This window comes from Paraburkholderia sp. BR10936 (assembly GCF_040965735.1).
Lineage (GTDB): Bacteria > Pseudomonadota > Gammaproteobacteria > Burkholderiales > Burkholderiaceae > Paraburkholderia > Paraburkholderia nodosa_A.
In genome coordinates, this window is sequence record NZ_JBFRCM010000005.1 from 440,044 (window position 1) to 457,449 (window position 17,406).

Annotated in this window: 17 protein-coding genes and 1 pseudogene; 7 read left to right on the forward strand and 11 right to left on the reverse strand. The window is 64.4% G+C overall.

What is annotated here, in order from left to right; translation table 11 throughout:
* Nucleotides 1-11: 11 nt before the first annotated feature.
* The 4 genes from AB4Y36_RS14280 to AB4Y36_RS14295 are packed head-to-tail and all read right to left on the reverse strand — an operon-like array spanning nt 12 to nt 3,569.
* Nucleotides 12-509 carry a DUF523 domain-containing protein gene (locus tag AB4Y36_RS14280; protein ID WP_342949335.1) on the reverse strand — a complete coding sequence of 166 codons (498 nt, stop codon included), beginning with the start codon at nt 507-509 and terminating at the stop codon, nt 12-14.
* A 36-nt stretch (nt 510-545) separates the two neighbouring features.
* Nucleotides 546-1,574 (reverse strand): Zn-dependent oxidoreductase, encoded by a 1,029-nt coding sequence (locus tag AB4Y36_RS14285; RefSeq protein WP_368683359.1) that lies wholly within the window; start codon nt 1,572-1,574, stop codon nt 546-548.
* 35 nt (nt 1,575-1,609) lie between these two features.
* Complete coding sequence (manD, locus tag AB4Y36_RS14290; protein ID WP_069263028.1) at nt 1,610-2,818, reverse strand: D-mannonate dehydratase ManD; 1,209 nt, start codon at nt 2,816-2,818, stop codon at nt 1,610-1,612.
* A gap of 19 nt (nt 2,819-2,837) precedes the next feature.
* Entirely contained in the window at nt 2,838-3,569 is a 732-nt protein-coding gene (locus AB4Y36_RS14295) for a GntR family transcriptional regulator (protein ID WP_368602802.1), read from the reverse strand.
* Nucleotides 3,570-3,707: 138 nt separating this feature from the next.
* On the opposite strand from AB4Y36_RS14295, the gene AB4Y36_RS14300 reads away from it, so the two are divergent.
* Nucleotides 3,708-5,180 (forward strand): mannitol dehydrogenase family protein, encoded by a 1,473-nt coding sequence (locus tag AB4Y36_RS14300; protein WP_368683360.1) that lies wholly within the window; start codon nt 3,708-3,710, stop codon nt 5,178-5,180.
* 42 nt (nt 5,181-5,222) lie between these two features.
* Nucleotides 5,223-6,524, forward strand: a complete 1,302-nt coding sequence (locus AB4Y36_RS14305) for an MFS transporter (RefSeq protein WP_368683316.1) — start codon at nt 5,223-5,225, stop codon at nt 6,522-6,524.
* Nucleotides 6,525-6,548: 24 nt separating this feature from the next.
* On the opposite strand, the gene AB4Y36_RS14310 is transcribed toward AB4Y36_RS14305, so the two are convergent.
* Complete coding sequence (locus AB4Y36_RS14310) at nt 6,549-8,570, reverse strand: FAD-dependent oxidoreductase (RefSeq protein ID WP_368683317.1); 2,022 nt, start codon at nt 8,568-8,570, stop codon at nt 6,549-6,551.
* Between the two features lie 198 nt (nt 8,571-8,768).
* Here AB4Y36_RS14310 and AB4Y36_RS14315 point away from each other — a divergent pair, with 198 nt between their 5' ends.
* Together AB4Y36_RS14315 and AB4Y36_RS14320 are read left to right on the forward strand one after the other, a co-directional pair.
* Nucleotides 8,769-9,263 carry a MarR family transcriptional regulator gene (locus AB4Y36_RS14315; RefSeq protein ID WP_342949341.1) on the forward strand — a complete coding sequence of 165 codons (495 nt, stop codon included), beginning with the start codon at nt 8,769-8,771 and terminating at the stop codon, nt 9,261-9,263.
* A gap of 241 nt (nt 9,264-9,504) precedes the next feature.
* Nucleotides 9,505-9,729: a hypothetical protein gene (locus AB4Y36_RS14320; protein ID WP_368683318.1), complete on the forward strand. Its 225-nt coding sequence runs from the start codon at nt 9,505-9,507 to the stop codon at nt 9,727-9,729.
* A 136-nt stretch (nt 9,730-9,865) separates the two neighbouring features.
* On the opposite strand, the gene AB4Y36_RS14325 is transcribed toward AB4Y36_RS14320, so the two are convergent.
* From AB4Y36_RS14325 to AB4Y36_RS14335, 3 genes are all read right to left on the reverse strand, one after another.
* A complete protein-coding gene (locus tag AB4Y36_RS14325) occupies nt 9,866-10,879 on the reverse strand; it encodes a zinc-binding alcohol dehydrogenase family protein (RefSeq protein ID WP_368683319.1) in 1,014 nt (337 codons plus the stop codon).
* 19 nt (nt 10,880-10,898) lie between these two features.
* Entirely contained in the window at nt 10,899-11,210 is a 312-nt protein-coding gene (locus AB4Y36_RS14330) for an antibiotic biosynthesis monooxygenase (protein ID WP_069263021.1), read from the reverse strand.
* A 159-nt stretch (nt 11,211-11,369) separates the two neighbouring features.
* The gene (locus tag AB4Y36_RS14335) at nt 11,370-12,269 is read right to left on the reverse strand and encodes a LysR family transcriptional regulator (RefSeq protein WP_368683320.1); all 900 of its coding nucleotides are present in this window, start codon (nt 12,267-12,269) and stop codon (nt 11,370-11,372) included.
* Nucleotides 12,270-12,549: 280 nt separating this feature from the next.
* Here AB4Y36_RS14335 and AB4Y36_RS14340 point away from each other — a divergent pair, with 280 nt between their 5' ends.
* Nucleotides 12,550-13,404, forward strand: a complete 855-nt coding sequence (locus AB4Y36_RS14340; protein ID WP_133180720.1) for a DUF1989 domain-containing protein — start codon at nt 12,550-12,552, stop codon at nt 13,402-13,404.
* A 17-nt stretch (nt 13,405-13,421) separates the two neighbouring features.
* Here AB4Y36_RS14340 and AB4Y36_RS14345 read toward each other — a convergent pair whose 3' ends face one another.
* Nucleotides 13,422-13,859 (reverse strand): PRC-barrel domain-containing protein, encoded by a 438-nt coding sequence (locus AB4Y36_RS14345; protein WP_069263018.1) that lies wholly within the window; start codon nt 13,857-13,859, stop codon nt 13,422-13,424.
* A 156-nt stretch (nt 13,860-14,015) separates the two neighbouring features.
* Here AB4Y36_RS14345 and AB4Y36_RS14350 point away from each other — a divergent pair.
* A pseudogene (locus tag AB4Y36_RS14350) lies at nt 14,016-14,162 on the forward strand (zinc-binding dehydrogenase); the annotation flags it as partial.
* Between the two features lie 24 nt (nt 14,163-14,186).
* Here the strand turns inward: AB4Y36_RS14350 and AB4Y36_RS14355 are convergent.
* A complete protein-coding gene (locus AB4Y36_RS14355; RefSeq protein ID WP_368683321.1) occupies nt 14,187-14,612 on the reverse strand; it encodes a Fur family transcriptional regulator in 426 nt (141 codons plus the stop codon).
* 176 nt (nt 14,613-14,788) lie between these two features.
* Here AB4Y36_RS14355 and AB4Y36_RS14360 point away from each other — a divergent pair, with 176 nt between their 5' ends.
* Nucleotides 14,789-16,000, forward strand: coding sequence for a polysaccharide pyruvyl transferase family protein (locus AB4Y36_RS14360; RefSeq protein WP_368683322.1), 1,212 nt, complete (start codon nt 14,789-14,791; stop codon nt 15,998-16,000).
* A gap of 343 nt (nt 16,001-16,343) precedes the next feature.
* Here AB4Y36_RS14360 and AB4Y36_RS14365 read toward each other — a convergent pair whose 3' ends face one another.
* The gene (locus AB4Y36_RS14365; RefSeq protein WP_368683323.1) at nt 16,344-17,219 is read right to left on the reverse strand and encodes a LysR family transcriptional regulator; all 876 of its coding nucleotides are present in this window, start codon (nt 17,217-17,219) and stop codon (nt 16,344-16,346) included.
* Between the last annotated feature and the right edge of the window lie 187 nt (nt 17,220-17,406).

The window sequence follows — 17,406 nt, forward strand, 5'->3', positions numbered from 1 at the left end:
TAGTTACGGCGCTACGCGCTGGCCTGCGTGAGCCGCGCGTGAAGCGCTTCGATTTCCGTTTCGGCAAAGACCTCGATGCCGTGCTCGCGCAGCAACGCAGTCGTCACCCCTGCGCCCGCATGCTTGCGGCCCGCAAAGCTGCCGTCGTAAATGGCACGGCTGCCGCACGAAGGGCTGCCATCGGTCAGCAACGCATAGCGGCAGTCGTGGGCTAACGCCAGTTCGAGCGCGACGCGGGCGCCTTCGACGAAATACGCGGAGACGTCCTCGCCGCGCACGTCGATCACGTGTGCGATCCCCGCCAGCACCGCGGCGCCCGAAGCGGCGTTTGCGATCTCCGCAGGCGGCCTCGGCACGCCGAACCCGCCTGAAACTTCCGGGCATACGGGCACGAGCCGCCCCTCGCGCTGCCACTGCTCCATCAATGCATGCGCAACGGTTTTCGCCGAGCCGTCGTATCGAACCGGATGGCCAAGCAGGCAAGCGCTAACGAGTATTCGGGGGAGCATGCGCGAAGAGATTCTGTTGCACGAATGTCCCGCATTTTACGCGCCGAAGTCGAGCAACACCTTGCAAGTTTCGCGCGGATTGTGCTCCGCCAGTTCGAACGCGCTGCTCACCTCGCGAAAATCCACCTTGTGCGTGATGATCGATTCCGGTGTGACGAGCCCGCGCTCGAGCCAGTCGATCACGGTCGGGAACATCGCACAGTTCAGGCGCGAGGCGCACAACGTGAGTTCCTTTTTCGTCAGCTCCTGCTGCGCGATGGCCGAAGGCGTCGACGAAAAGCCGAGCAACCCGATACGTCCCGCAGGCGCCGCGAGCCGCACCGCTTCTTCGAGGATGGTCGGATGGCCCACCGCGTCGAAGATCAGCGTGGGGCCGTCTTCCACGCCGCGCGTGCGCAGCGCGTCGGCCAGCGGCTCGTTGCGCGTGTTGATCGTTTCGTCGGCCTGCGCCCCGCAATCGCGTGCGAGTTCGAGCCGCTCGTCGAGCTGATCCGTAATGAAGGCACGCACGCCGTACACGCGCTTGAGCACCTGGAGGATCGTCAGGCCGACGGTGCCCGCGCCGTAGATCAACGCAACGTCGCTGGCCAGCACACCGGTGCGCGCTGTAACGTTCGCCGCCACGGCGAACGGCTCGACAATCGCCGCGCACGATTGCGCAATGCGCTCGGGAATGCGGTACGCGTTGCGCGCGGGCGCACACACATACTGGCTGAAACCGCCGTCGCGATGCACGCCCAGCACGACGAGATTGCGGCACACGTTCTGCCGCCCGATCTGGCATGCGTGGCAACGCCCGCAGCTGATGACGGGATCGACGGCCACGAGTTCGCCCACACGCGCGGTATCGACACCCTCGCCCACGGACTCGATGCGGCCCACGAACTCATGGCCGATGATTCGCGGATACGAGACGAACGGATTGTGCCCGCGATAGATGTGCAGGTCCGAGCCGCAGATGCCCGCATAACGCACCCGCACGCGCACTTCTCCCGCTGCGGGCGTGGGCGTGGGCATCTCGCGCACGGCGAGGCTGTTCGGTTGATCGACTACGACGCTCAACATAGTGGACGCTTCCATGAATATTTGATCAGGTCTGCCTACCAGTTCCACATCGACCCGTCGCGCAGACGGGCGACCGGCAGATAGGCGCGTTCATAGGGATACTTCGCGGCCAGCGTCTCGTCGATGTCCACGCCGAGCCCCGGCGCTTCGTCCATCACGAGGAAACCGTTCTCGAAGCGGTACTGATGCGGGAACACGGCATTCGTGAGCGCGTTGTGCGGCATCAGTTCCTGAATGCCGAAGTTCGGCGCCCACAGGCCGAAGTTCACGGCGGCGGCCATGCAGACCGGCGAAAGATCGGTGGCGCCATGAAAGCCCGTGCGCACCTGGTACATGGCCGCGTAATCAGCAATGCGGCGCATATGCGTAATGCCGCCCGCGTGCACGATGGTCGCGCGGATATAGTCGATGAGCTGCTCGCGTATCAGGTCCTTGCAGTCCCAGATCGAGTTGAACACCTCGCCCACCGCAAGCGGCGTGCTCGTGTGGCTGCGGATCAGGCGGAAGCTCTCCTGGTTCTCGGCCGGTGTCGCGTCCTCCAGCCAGAAGAGGCGATACGGCTCCAGGTCGCGGCCCAGGCGCGCGGCCTCGATCGGCGTGAGGCGGTGGTGCGCGTCATGCAGCAGATGCGGGCCGAAGCCCACGGCCTCGCGCACCTTGCGAAAGAGTTCGGGCGTATGGCGCAGATAGAGCGCCGTGTCCCACGGTTCCTCGGGCGGCAGCCCCTTTTGGGCGGGCTCGTATTCGCCCTTGACCTTGCCCACGCCATACACCTTGTCGAGACCGGGCACGCCTGACTGCACGCGAATCGCCTGGTAGCCCTCCTCCACATGCTGGCGCACCGCGTCGATGGCTTCTTCGTGGTCGCGCCCGTTTGCGTGGCCATAGACCATCAGCCCTTCGCGGCTCTTGCCGCCCAGCAACTGATACACGGGCATGTTCGCGAGCTTGCCCTTGATATCCCAGAGCGCCATGTCGATCGCGGCGATCGCCGTCATCGTGACCGGGCCGCGCCGCCAGTACGCGCCGCGATAGAGGTATTGCCAGATGTCCTCGATATTGCGGGGGTCGCGGCCCACGAGGCACGGAAACACGTGATCTTCGAGGTACGAGCGCACGGCCAGTTCGCGGCCGTTGAGCGTCGCGTCGCCGAGACCGTACACGCCCTCGTCGGTCACGATCTTCACGGTCACGAAATTGCGGCCGGGGCAGGTGACGATCGTCTGCAACCGTTCAATCTTCAATTGCTGTCTCCACTCTGTTTCATTCGACGAAATAGTCGGGCACGCGCGCCCGCACTTCCGGCAGATGCGAGCCCACGCGGTCGATATGGCTCGCCACCGTCGCGCCCAGTTGCGCGAAGTTGCGCGAGGCAATATGCGCGAGGATCAACTCGTGTTCGCGCAGCGCGCGCTGCGCATGGTCCGCCACGCGGTCGAGCAGCAACCAGCGCACGCGATCGAACTGGCGTTTCATTGGCTGCAGCATTTCCCAAACATGCGAGCGGCCCGCGAATTCGAACAGGCGCCGGTGCATCAGCTCGTCGAGATCGAAAAAGCGATCGACGTCGCCGCGCGCGACGGCGTCACGCTGGTCATCGACGATCCGGCCGAACTCCGAGAGCTGCTCGGGCGTGATGGTCTGGGCCAGCTGCACGTGGTTCGCGCATTCGAGCGTGCTGCGCGCGAAGCGTCCCTCTTCGAGCTGGGACACGGAGATCGGCGCGACGATCGTGCCGACCTTGCGGTAGATGTTCACGAGATGTTCGTCGGCGAGCTGCGCAAGCGCTTCGCGCACCGGCGTGCGGCTGACCTGCAGCGCTTCGGCAATCGCGGCTTCGGAAAGGCTTGCGCGCGGCGGCAGCGAGCCGCGCACGATGGCGTCGCGCAGGAAGGCGTGCACCTGCGGGCGATAAGACGCGTCGGGATTGGCGACGAATCCGCTCAGCGCGGCGAGGACGGTGTCCTCTTGCGGTTCGATGACGGTCTGGCTCATGTCGGTAACGGGAAACGATTTGTACCATGGTAGCAAATGCGCTTTACGGTCACGTCATAGCGTTAACCCCGATAAAACGAGATAAAACATCGGACTAAGCTTCAGTCATTCGTACTCGTACCATGGTACAAAGCAATGATGGCATCTCTTCTATGCGAGCGCTCACTAACTAAAGCCGCGTCGACCGTGCGCCAGCCGGGATACGACCGCCAGCGCGTGCGCCCCGGCATCGTCCATCTCGGGCTCGGTGCGTTTCATCGCGCGCACCAGGCGCTCTATACGGAAGCGCTGCTCGAGCGCGGCGACACGCGCTGGGGCATCGTCGGCGTGAGCCTGCGCGAGCGGCGCGTGCCGCAGGCGCTGGCTGCCCAGGACTACCTCTATTCGGTGACTGAGCGCAGCGGCGAGACGGCGGCGTGCCGCGTGGTCGGCGCGCTGCGCGGCGCGCTTTACGCGCCCGAGGCGATGGACCGGGTGCTCGGCGCAATTGCGGACCCCGGCGTGGCCATCGTGAGCCTGACCGTGACCGAGAAGGGCTACAGCATCGCGCCCGCCGGCGCCGAGCTGGACGCCGGCGACCCCGGCATCCGCCACGACCTCATGACACCCGATGCGCCCCGCACCACGCTTGGCGTGCTCGCCGCGGGCATCCGCAGCCGCCCGGCCGGCGCGCCGCTTACTGTGGTCTGCTGCGACAACATGCAGGCCAACGGCGACACGCTGCGCAAGCTCCTGATCCAGTATGCGGAGCAGTTCGACCTGGCGCTCGCGCGCCGCATCGGCGAGACGATCGCGTTTCCCAACACGATGGTCGATCGCATCGTGCCGGCCGCCACGCCCGCGTCGCTCGACGCGGCTGCCACGCAACTCGGCCTGCACGACGAAGCCGCGATCGTATGCGAGCCGTTCACCCAGTGGGTCATCGAAGACCGCTTCAGCGGCCCGCGCCCCGCGTGGGAAGACGCGGGCGCGCTGCTCACACGCAATGTGCACCCGTACGAGGCCATGAAACTGCGCCTCCTGAACGGCTCGCATTCGGCGATTGCGTATGTCGGCCAGTTGCGCGGGCGCGAAACCGTTTCCGATGCGATGGGCGATCCTGCCATGGCCGCCTTCGTGCGCGCGCTGATGACCGAGGACCTGCTCGCCACCGTGACGGTCCCACCCGGCTTCGACGTTCATTCGTACTGCCAGGATCTGCTGGCGCGCTTTGCCAACCCGACGCTTGCGCACCGTACCGGTCAGATCGCGACAGACGGCACCCAGAAAGTGCCGGTGCGCTGGCTACCCGCGCTGCGCGAGAGCCTCGCGCGCGGTATCGAGCGCCCCCATCTCGAACGCGCGCTCGCCGCCTGGCTGCACTACCTCGCGACCGAACGCAGCGACACGGGCGCGTCGGTCCTGGTGAGTGATCCTGGCGCCCCCGCACTTGCCGCGAAGCTGCGCGGCGCGAGCACGGCGCTCGATACCGTGCAAGCCGCCCTCTCGCACACGAGCGTGTTTGGCGCAACGCCCTGGCCGCAGGCGTTCACCGATCGGCTCGCCGGACATCTGCAATCGCTGCTCCTGCACGGCACGAACGCGCTGCTGGCTTGCCCCGCCCCTGCCTGATGCCGCACGCGCGCCCATATCTATAAAGACTGGAGACTGAACATGAAGCAACGCACGATGGGATGGATAACCGTATTCCTGTTATTCCTCGTCTACGGCATCAACTATCTCGACCGGGTGGCGCTTTCGATCACCGCACCGCTCGTTCAAAAGGACCTCGGCATCGATGCGGCGCAGATGGGCATCGTGTTCAGCAGCTTCTTCGTAGGCTATGCGCTGTTCAACTTCGTGGGCGGCCTCGCGAGCGACAAGCTCGGGCCGAAGATCGTGTATGTCCTCGCGGTCGGGCTGTGGTCGATCTTCTGCGGGCTCACGGCCGTGGCCGTGGGCTTCGCGAGCCTGCTCGTGCTGCGCGTGCTTTTCGGCATGGCCGAAGGGCCGCTCTGCGCAGGCGCGAACAAGATGGTCAACAACTGGATGCCGCGCGACATCGCCGCGACTTCCATGGGACTCCTGAGCGCCGGCTCGCCGCTCGGCGGCGCGATTGCCGGGCCGGTCATCGGGCTGCTCGCGATCAGCTTCGGCTGGCGCCCCGCGTTCTGGATCATCTGCGCGATTGGCCTCGTATGGTGCGTCGCGTGGATGCTGCTCACCGCCAACCGTCCCTCGGAAAGCCGCTTTGTCAGCACGCTCGACGAAGCCGAGCCCGCGCGGCGGGGGCAGGGCGTCGCGCACACGAGCCGCGCCGTGCCCGACAGCGCCGCTTCTTTGCCGCTTTCGGCATGGCTGCGCCAGCCGCTCGTGATCGCAACGGCCGTGGCGTTCTTCGCCTACAACTACGTGCTGTTCTTCTTTCTGAGCTGGTTTCCCAGCTACCTCGTGCAGGCGCATCACCTCAACATTCGCGAGATGAGTCTCGCCACCGTCGTGCCGTGGCTCGTGGGCACCGTTGGCCTCGCGGCGGGCGGCGCGATCTCCGATGCGATTTTCCGCTGGACCGGCAAGCTCATGCTCTCACGCAAGCTTGTCCTGTCGACGTGCCTCGCGGCGACGGGCGTGTGCGTGGGCGTTGCCGGCCTCGTCCATACGGCTGTCGCGGCCATCGCGCTGATGTCCATCGCGCTCTTCCTGCTCTATGCGACGGGTGCGCTCTACTGGGCGATCGTGCAGGACGTCGTGCATTCCGCGAGGGTGGGCAGCGTGAGCGGCTGCATGCACTGCGTGGGCAGCCTTTCGGGCGTGATCGGGCCGGCAGTGACGGGCTTGCTGGTGGAGCGCAGCGGCTCGTTCGCCACGGCGTTCGTGCTGGCCGGTGCGGTTGCACTCACTGGCGCGGCGCTCTCGGCAATTTTCATTCGCGACGCGCGCAAGAGTGCGCCGCTCACGGACGAAGCATATTCGTGACCAACGCATGCGCCAGCAGCGACGTCATATCGTTAGCGCGAGCCGCGTGGCCTGATCGATAGCGCGCAACGCATCGAGTTCGGCGGCGACATCGGCGCCGCCTATCACCTTCGGTTTCGCTGCGCGCGCGACGAGTTCGTCATAGAGCGTCCGATTCGAATTCTGGCCCGCGCACAGCACGACATGATCGACGGCGAGCACATGCGGCTTGCCGTCGACGCGATAATGCAGGCCTTCGTCGTCGATCGCGTCATAGGTCACGCCCGACGTCATCATCACGTGCGCCTTGCGCAGCCGGGCCTTCAGGATCCATCCCGTCGATTTGCCGAGGCTCCTGCCGAGCGGTTCCTCCTTGCGCTGAAACATGTGCACGCTACGGCGCGGCGCGCCATGAGCGTCGCTACGCGTCAAGCCGCCCGCATCCGCATTCTCAGGATCGACGCCCCACGCGCGGAAAAACGCACCACGGTCCAGCGATTCCTGCTCATCGCCCAGCAGATACTCGGCCACGTCGAAGCCGATGCCGCCCGCGCCGATGATCGCCACGCGCGCGCCCACTTCGACCTTGCCCGCGAGCACATCGATGTACGACACCGCCTTCGGATGATCGACACCTGCAATATCGGGCACGCGCGGCGTGACGCCGGTGGCGATGACGATCTCGTCGAACGCCTCGCTGGCGAGTTCATCAGCCGTAGCGGCTTCCCCAAGCCGCAACGTCACGCCAAGCCGTTTTAGCCGCACCTCGAAATAGCGCAGCATCTCGTGAAACTCGGCTTTGCCGGGGACGACCTTCGCCAGATTCAGCTGCCCACCCAGCCGCGCATGCGCTTCGAACAGCGTGAGCGTATGGCCACGTTCGGCGGCGTTGATCGCGAACGCCATGCCGGCCGGTCCGCCGCCCACGACCGCGATGCGTTTGGGCTGCAAAGCCTTGCCCGCCGCGAATTCGATCTCGCGCCCGGCGCGCGGATTGACGAGGCAAGTGGCCGTGCGTTCCGTGAAGATGCGGTCGAGGCAGGCCTGATTGCAGCCGATGCAGGTGTTGATCTCATCGGCCATGCCAAGCCGCGTCTTCTTCGCGAAGTCCGGGTCGGCGAGCAGCGGGCGCGCCATCGAAACGAGATCGGCGACACCGGAGGCGATCAGTTCCTCTGCAACCTCGGGCGTATTGATGCGGTTCGACGCCATCACCGGAATCGACACCGCCTCTTTGACGTTGCGAATCGCGTCGCGCCAGGCCGCGCGCGGCACGCACGCCGCGATGGTCGGCACCGCCGATTCGTGCCAGCCCACGCCCGTGTTGATGAGATCCGCGCCGGCCGCTTCGATCTCCTTCGCGAACGCCGCGATCTCGGCGCCGCTCATGCCGCCTTCCACGAGATCGATTGAAGAGATACGGTAGATCAGCATGGGATCGCGGCCCATTTCTGCGCGTACGGCGCGCACGATGTCGAGCGCGAAGCGGATGCGGCCTGCGAAGCTGCCGCCGTATTCGTCGGCGCGCGCGTTGGTGACGGCGGCCGTGAACTCGTTGATGAGATAGCCTTCCGAGCCCATGATCTCCACGCCGTCGTAACCGGCCTGGACCGCCAGCGCCGCCGTGCGGGCGAAATCATCGATGGTGGCGCGCACTTCCTGAGTGCTGAGCGCGCGCGGCGCGTACGCGTTGATTCGCGCCTTGGCGGCCGAGGGCCCCGCGCACTCCGGCACTTTCGCATAGCGGCCCGCGTGCAGGATCTGCAGCACGATCTTGCCGCCCGCTTCGTGAACCGCGTGCGTCACCGCGCGATGCTCGTCGACCTGCTCCGCGCGATTGAAGAGCGGGCCGCCCGCCTCCATCACGCCTTCGGCGTTCGGCGAGAACCCGCCGCTCAGAATCAGGCCGATCTCGCCGGCCGCGCGCGCCGCATAGAACGCGGCGAGGCGCTCTTGCGGACGGTCGAGCGTTTCGAGCCGCGTGTGCATCGCGCCCATCACCATGCGGTTGCGCAGCAGCGTCGCGCCAACGCGAAGCGGGGTCAAAAGCCGATCGTAGGTCGCCATGGGGATGTCTCTTGATATTCTCGTGCGTCGTTTCCACACTCTAGGCGAGCCCCTTAATTACGTCAATATCATGATATATATTGAGAGCACGAGGAGGGGTATTGCCCAGATGGACGGCGCGCCCACTTCCCTTCACTATTTTCGTATCAGGTATTTGTCTCATTGCCGCCGCACTCGCGCGGCGACCGAAAGGCGCCCATGACCCAGAACGACCCTTCGTACGATCAATCCGTCTCGTCGATTCACAACCGCTTGTTCTTCCGGCTTTTCCAGGCGGGTAACACGCTCGACCGGCAGACGACCAAGGCGCTCGGCATCACGACCGTGCAGTGGTCGGTGCTCGGCGCGCTGTCGCGCCCGCAGGTTGCAGAGGGCATGTCGTTTTCCGAACTGGCCGATTATCTCGTGGTGAGCCGCCAGAGTCTCGACGGCGTGCTCAAGCGCCTGGAGCGCGACGAGCATGTGCTGCGCGTGGCCGACACCGTGGACCGGCGTGCGAAAAAGGTCGTGCTCACAGAGCAGGGCAAGGTGTTCTGGGAGAGCCTGCAGCCGAAGATCTACGAGTTTTATCGCCAGGCGCTCGCGAGCTTTCGCTTCGACGACAAGGTTTCGCTCGTGCACTTCCTGAATCAGCTGAACAAGGGCATGGACGAGATCGATCTCGGCGAACCGGCGCAGCGCGACGAGGCGTGAATGCACGCTCGCGCTTTCATATCGTGCAATGCGCGCCCGGTGTGTGCAAATTCCGCATTTGCGGCTGCGGGCCTGCAATTGCACATGGAAGGACACCTTCTCTTATCGTGAAAGACATCACGTAAACCATTGAACAACAAGGAAATTGCGGTTCCCCGATGCTGCAGGGAAGTCGTCTTTCACTGCGATAGACTGAATCCAACGACGCTTCTTATTCGCTTGTTAATCAATGGAGAACATGATGGACGTCTATATCGAACCGTTACCGAGAGGCCAATGGGGGCCAATCGATGGCTATGCCCTGGAGTTCGCGGACGGCAGCAAGTTCGCCGAGAACATCTTTCGCTCCGAGCTCCTCGCGATCAGCGAAATCGTCCTGAGAGGCTATAAGCCGCTGCTGGCGAAGGTTCGCATTACGGACAAGCACGCCAACGCGCACTGGAAGCGCCCCGAAACTGCGCGCTGACGCGCTCGAGCTCGACGGCGTGGATTGCCGTCGAGCCGTGAGCGCCATAACCGCACCCTGAGTGGCCCTTTCGTCAGGCTCGTGAGCACGGCCGATTGTACGTTCGACCGCGGGGTCGAGTGACGGACGGCGCGATTTAAAACCCTTCGAGCACGAGCTTGCCGCGCGAGCGGTTGGTTTCCACGAGTTCGTGCGCCCGGCGCAGGTTTGCCGCATTGATGGTCCCGAAGCTCTCGTTGAGGGTCGTGCGCAACACGCCCTCGTCGATGAGCGAAGCCATGCGCTCGAGCAGATCATGCTGGCGAATCTGGTCTTTCGTCCCGAACATCGAGCGCGTAAACATGAACTCCCAATGCAGGGCCACGCTCTTCATCTTGAGCTTGCGGAAGTCGAACAGCTCCGGATCGTCGATCAGCGCGAGATGCCCCTGCGGGTTGATCGAGGCGACGATCTCGTCGAAGTGATGGTCGGTCTGATTCAGGCTCGCGATATAGTCCACGCCTTCTATACCAATACGCTTGAGTTCCTGCGAAAGCGGCTTCGTATGATCGATGACGTGATGCGCGCCCAGTTCGCTCACCCACTTCGACGTTTCGGGCCGCGACGCCGTGCCGATCACCGTGAGGCCCGTGAGCTTGCGCGCCAACTGCACGAGAATCGAACCGACGCCGCCCGCCGCGCCGATCACGAGCAGCGAGCCGCCGGACGGCGCCGTGCCCTCGGGCACCTTGAGGCGGTCGAACAGCAACTCCCACGCTGTGATGGAGGTGAGCGGCAACGCGGCCGCCTCGGCGAAGTTGAGGCTCTGCGGCATGCGGCCCACGATGCGCTCGTCCACCACGTGCAATTCGCTGTTGGTACCGGGGCGCAGCAGCGAGCCCGCATACCACACCCGGTCGCCCGGCTTGAAGAGCGTCACGTCGCGGCCCACGGCGCGCACGATGCCGCTCGCGTCCCAGCCGATCACTTTCGGCTCGCCGTCTTCGGGCGCCTTGTTCGCGCGCACCTTCACGTCGACCGGGTTCACCGACACCGCGTGCACTTCGACGAGCAGATCGTGCGGGCCCGGCTGCGGCTCGGCGAGATCGAGATCGATCAGCGAATCGGCGTCGCTGATGGGGAGATTTCGGTAGTAACCAATCGCTTTCATCGTGAATACCTCCAGACAGTCAAATTGCGGGAAACCGGCTTTGTTGAACGAGTGGCTCGAAGTGATAGAGGTCGGGGTCCGCCGAGAAGTACGGCCACAGCGTGTGCAGGAAGGTCTGGAAATCGCCGTGCATCATGAACGCGCTCTGCGCGTCGAGGGAGTCCCACTCTACTTCCAGCACGTAGCAGCCTTCGTCTTCGCACTGCGGACCGAGGCGGTGCCCGCGATAACCCGGCTTGTTCGTGAGCAGCGGGCATACGCGCAGCCAGGCCGCCTCGAAACGCGAAATCTTGTCGGCTCGCAGGTAAAAGCGGCCTATCGCGACGATCATCCGAGCCTCCGTGCCGTTCGTCTTCGTACGAATAATCGGCCAGCGCGCCCGGCGCGCATAGGGGCAAACGGCGAATTCAGCTTCAACGCTGTTTTGAAGATCGAGGGGGCGATCGGGCCCGGTACCGAACAGCGAGCGGACTGACCGCGGATTCAAATATCAGGCGAGATACGCGGCAATGCGATCGCGCAGCCAATCGCGCAGTGCGTTGACGGTCGGCGAGAGCATCGTGCGGTGCGCGCAGACGAGATGCAGCGGCGCGCCTTCGCCCTGAAACGCGTCGAGCGCGGTTTCGAGGCGCCCCGCCTGGATATCGGCGAGCACGTCCAGACGCGACTTGTACGCCAGGCCATGCCCCGCCACTGCCCAGCGGCGCACGAGTTCGCCGTCGTCGCTGCTGCGGTTGCCCTGCACGTTCACGACGCTCGCTACGTCGCCGCGGTAGAAGGTCCAGCGGTCGTGCAGCGTGTCGCTCAACGCGAAGCGCAGACAGTTGTGGCGCGAGAGATCGGCAGGCGTCGCGGGTTTGCCGTGACGCGCGAAATAGCCGGGCGCGGCGCACAGCACGCGCCGGTTGTCGGGCGCGAGGGGCAGCGCGACGAGGGAGGAATCTTCGGGCACGCCATAGCGAACCGCCACGGCAACCGGCGACCGGAACATGTCTGTCACGTGGTCGCCAATGTGCACCTGGAACGACACCGCCGGATGCTGCACCTGAAAGTCGTCGAGCCAGGGGACGAGCACGTTGCGCCCGAGATCGGAGGGAATAGACAGCGACACCGTGCCGCCGATCATCTTGCGCCCATGCGCCACGGCGTTCTGGCCGGCCTCCACCTGCTCCATGACGCCGCGCGCGTATTCGAGGTAGCGTTCGCCGTCCGGCGTGAGGCGCAGGCTGCGCGTGGAGCGTGCGAGCAGGCGCGTGCCGAGTTCGGTTTCGAGGCGCTTGAGGCCTGCGCTCGCCACCGCGGGCGTGAGATCGAGTTGGCGCGCGGCGGCCGAGAGGCTCCCGTTGTCCGCTGCACTGGTAAAGATAACGAGGTCTTCCAGTCTGATCATGTACCGTCGCGTCGTTGGGCTGCGCTCGCCTCGGAAGCAGGCGCCGCGGTCATGGAGTAAGCGAACTGTACACGATGCCACCTCGAGCGCGGGCAGGCCCGATCACGCCAAAAAGTCCGCGAATCCCCAACATTGCATCGTTGAACAATCTTTGGCTTACCGTTGCGCGATTCCTATACTCCCCAGCAGAGATCCCGCGAAGGCTGCGCCGTGCCCCATCGGCTTCGCGAATGCGGGCACAGGTCGTTCACGCAGGTCGTTCATACAGGAGTACGAGGCAATGCTGAATTATCCCGCCGCCTACCAGTCGACCAAGGGCTCCGCGCTCGACGTGAACAAACCCTTTTACCGCCGCATCGCCGAAGAGAAGGATCAGCGCGAGCTAATCGAATCGATCGTCGTGCCGATACGCTCGGGGCAAGCCTGGAGCGTGCCCGCCGGACACGTGTTCCGCATCGTGACGATCGAAGGCCCGCAGGTCGCCGACCTCAATCTGTGGAACCGGCACGATCCGCGCGAACGCATGTGGGCTTCGCGCACGCGCCAGCTCCAGCAGGCGCACGTGAGCACTTTCGACCGCCTGTGGTCGACGCTGCCCTTCCTGCGCCCGCTCGTCACCATCACCGACGACAGCCTCGCCGATTACGGCGTGGACGAACATGGCGGACGCGTACACGACCTGCTCGGCACGCGGTGCGACCCCTACGTGAACCGCATGCTGACCGGCGAGGACTTTCATTTCCACTGCCACTCGAATCTCACGCGCGCCATCGCGCCGTATGGGCTCACCGAATACGACGTGCACGACGTGCTCAACGTGTTCCAGTGCACCGGCCTGAATCTGGAGGACAAGTACTTCATGAAGGCCTGCCCGGCGAAGAAGGGCGACTACCTCGAGTTTTTCGCGGAGATCGACCTGTTGTGCGCGCTTTCGACCTGCCCCGGCGGCGACCTGTCATTGCCGATGTGGGGACCCGATGCACGCGACCCGCTGGAAGTCTGCCGGCCGCTCGGCATCGAGATCTACCGGCTGGCGCCGGCGCTGCTGGAAGGCTGGTCTTCGCCGCCTGTCGCCGAATATCGCGGCCTGCACGGCATGGCGTTGCAGCAGCCGGACTGGAAGTGCGGCTGCTGAAACGCGACGGCTCTAGCTTACTGCTGCTTCTCGACCTTCTTCGGCTTCGGCGGCGATTCGACCTTCGCGTACTGGAACGCGGGCGTGGCCTTCAGCGCTTCCTTGGTTGCGCCGGGGAGATAGAGATTGCCCTGGCGCACGTCGAGCGAAGCGATGGGCACGGCCACGTCGTGCGAGCCGACGCCAAGGAAACCGCCCGCCGAAACGATGGCTGCGGAAACCGAGCCGTCCGGCGCTACGATCAGGTCGCGCACGGTGCCGATCTTCACGTTGTCGTCGTTATAAACGGACTTGCCGAGTACGCTCTTCTTCACGCTCCAGCCTTCGAGCAGCGCCTGCGACTGCTCGACCGAAACGCTCAAGGGCTGCGCGCCCGCGATCTGGGCATTCGCGCCGGCACTGGCCAGCACGGCGCTGAATGCGGCTACGGCCAACATCGTCTTGCGGAAAAGCATTTTCTTTCGCTCCTGTATTCCGGTTAGTTCGCCGCGCAGGTCGTTGCGAATCAGCGCGAGACTGCAGGCGGAATACCATGGTAGCCGGTATGGGGCGGGGATGCGCTCAAGCTGCTTGCGCGAGCATGCACGAAGCAGGTGGGTGCAAAAACGGTGCGCGCCAAAGCCTTCATTCTGGGCGGCCTGGAAGCGGAGGCACTACGGCCCGTCATAGCGAGGACGTTCCCCTTCGAGCAGATCGTCGAGGCGCACCGCTATCTGGAATCGAACGAGCAGTTGGGAAAGGTGGTCGTTACGCTCTGATCCTGGCGCCGGCAATGCGCGAGTTCACGACGAAGCCTCGGCGCACTGGGCGCAAAGCCCGAACACGACGAGACTCGAATGCGTATAGCGAAAGCGTTTCGCTGCAGCGATGGCGGCGTGCTGTTCCTGCAGCATCGGCTCGTCGATGTCCACCACGGTCTTGCAGCTCTCGCACACGAGATGCGCGTGCGGCGCACCACGCCCGAGTTCGTACACCACGCGCGTTTCGCCAACCCAGGTGCTGTCGAGCAGCGACGATTCCATCAGTTGCGCAAGCGCGCGATAGACGCTTGCCAGGCTGCATTGCTCCACGTCTTTTGCAATGCGGCGAAAGACCTGGTCAGCCGTCAGATGCTCGTGCGGCGCCTCATGAAATACCTTCAGCACGGCCACGCGGCTGGATGTAGGGCGCAGGCGCGCGCTCTTCAGTTCGGAGTAGACCGTTCTCATACGCAGGGAAAACACGTCGGCAAGGCCGACAGTTTCCTCGAGAATGCTTAAGGTTTCCTTATGTCAGTATGGGAAGCGGCCCGACTTGCGGCCCCACTTCTTTATGCTGCGGCGCCGTATGGACGGGAGAGTATGGGACTGGCGGCTATTGAACAGAAGCACGATCTGAGGCGCGCATGGCTTCCACGCCCACTGTGATCTTCGGCGCCTTCGACCGGCACAATTTCGGCGACCTGCTGATCGCGCAGGTGGCGGCGCGCATGCTGCCACGCCGCGAACTGCTGTTCGCCGGGCTCGCCGCGCGCGATCCGCATGGCGATGGCGGCCCTGCCACGGTCGCACTCGCGCGCATCGCCGCTTTCGCGCGCGGCCGCCCCGTGAACGTGATTCATGCAGGCGGCGAGTTGCTGACCTGCAATGCGTGGGAGGCCGCCGTCATGCTCGCACCGCCGCAGCGCGTGCCGGCGCTCATCGCAGCCGAAGATGACTGGCTGCGCGACGGACGCGCGTGGGCGCACCAGCATGTTGGCGTGGCGTCGCTCGCGCCGTATGTGCTGTCGAAGTCCGCATTGCCGGGCGTGCGCGTGAAGCATCTCTCGTTCAACGCGGCAGGAGGCGTCGATCTCGATGCGCGCAATGCGCTGTTGGGCGCCGACGTGCTCGCTGCGCTGCAAACCGCGGATGCGGTCAGCGTGCGCGACCGCCAAACCCAGGCGCTGCTCGCCCAACGGGGCATCGAAGCCCGCCTGATACCGGACCCCGCCACGATGACAGCGGCCCTGTTCGGCACGGCAATACGCCGGCACGCCGCCAACCACGCGCTGCCCGGCGTGCGGCAGGCATTCCCACGCGGTTATGTCGCCGCGCAATTCAGCGCTGACTTCGGCGACGATGCAACGCTCGATACGCTGGCCACCCAATTCGAACTCGCGGCGCGGGGGCACGGCCTGGGTATAGCGCTGTTTCGCGCGGGCGCCGCCCCCTGGCATGACGACCTCGCGGTGTACGAGCGGCTCGCGGCTCGACTGCGCGCGGTTCACGTTCGCGTGTTTGCCTCGCTGAACGTCTGGGACATCTGTGCGCTGATCGCAGGAAGCCGCATCTATTGCGGCAGCAGCCTGCACGGTCGCATCGTCGCGATGGCCTATGCGCTTCCTCGCGTCAACATCAGTCATCCTGATTATTCTCTCGACGCAAGCAAGCATGCGGCTTATGTGCGGACATGGGAAGCGGCAGGTCTCGCAGGCGTTGTGAATCTGGGCAATCTTGCCGATGCGGTCGCCAATGCTCTCGCGACCGATCGCGAATCACTGCATGAAACCGCATCGGCACTCGCGCGGCGCTATCGGGAGGAATTCGAAACTATGGTTGCTGAGAATCGACTATAGGCCGTGCAAAAGATCGGTGCGGCGGCGGACGACGACACTGCCCTCGGTCAGATAAGCGCGCCATTTTTCGCACAACTACTCGCAAATCCTTTCGCGCATAGATCGATCGGTGAATTGCGGCTTCTGTGCGCGATTCGACGGTTCGATACTGGTTTACCCGGTCCGATTGAAAGTAAAAAAATACCATTCAATCTACACAGCGGCCGGCTTTCTCCAGAACCGGAATCAGGCGCAATACAGGCTCTCCGGCACCGCCTACTCAGGCTTGACGGTGGCTCCCGGCAGCGACACGCGCGGCATTGGAGTCGGCCTGGTACACAAGTTCCAGGAACAGGCGCATCCACTAACCGTTCTTCATTGCGGCGCGCAAGAATGCAACAAAGCGCGCCGTAACCGGATTTTCCCGCATGGAAGGCCATGCGAGTCCCACGCGCCACTTGGCGTTTTTGCCATGAAGCGGCAGTACCGTAGCATCCCGCAGCAGATGTCGTGCGCGAGAAGGAATGAACGCAATGCCCACTCCCGCGGCGACCGAAGTCAGGACCGACTGGATGTCTTCGGCCTGCTGCGTCACCTTCGGCACGAAGCGGTGCTCGATGCACCACCGGTCGATCTGTGCAGCGAGCCCAGGCCCGCGTGCACGCACCAGCGAGATGAAGCCGATTTTATTGAGCGCGTCGAGATTCGCCGGGAGGCGTGTGTACCGAAGGTGTGGCGGCAATGCGAGCGCAAGTCCCTCGTCTACGACTTTGAATGACGACAGACCATCCGCGGCAGGCAAGCGAAGGAAACCGGCATCCAGCTTGCCCGCCAGCAGACGGCGCGTTTGCTCTGCGGAAGACAGGTCGCTCAGGGTGACGGTGACGGCAGGATGCTGCTCTCGAAAATCGGCGATGAGCTTCGGCACAATCGTCAATACGGAAAGGCAGATTCCGAGGCGCAAATGGCCGTGCCGGCCGCTGCTTGCCTCTCGCGCGCGCAACAGGATTTCATCCGCTTCGCGTACGAGCGCCTGCGCATCGGACAGGAACGTCTCGCCAAACGGCGTGAGTTGCGCACCGTGCCGACCGCGTTCGAACAGCCTGCCACCGAGGCTCGCCTCCAAAGCGCCGATCTGCTTGCTGAGTGCCGGCTGACTCATGTGCAACGCATCCGCTGCGCGGCTGAAATGGCGCAGGTCGGTAACCGTCAGAAACGTCCTCAGTAATTTCAGTTCCATTCGGAAAAGTAATCATACCGGTAAGAACATTCATTTTACTAATCGATGGGCGAGGAGTTCAATACGTGCATGCCCCTCTCGAGAATCATCCGCAATGCCAATTCGAACCTCGCCGGCTGACGGCCCCCAGGCGGACCTTGAAACCGACGCCATCGGTAAAACGGCGGTCGACAGCGAATCCGACACG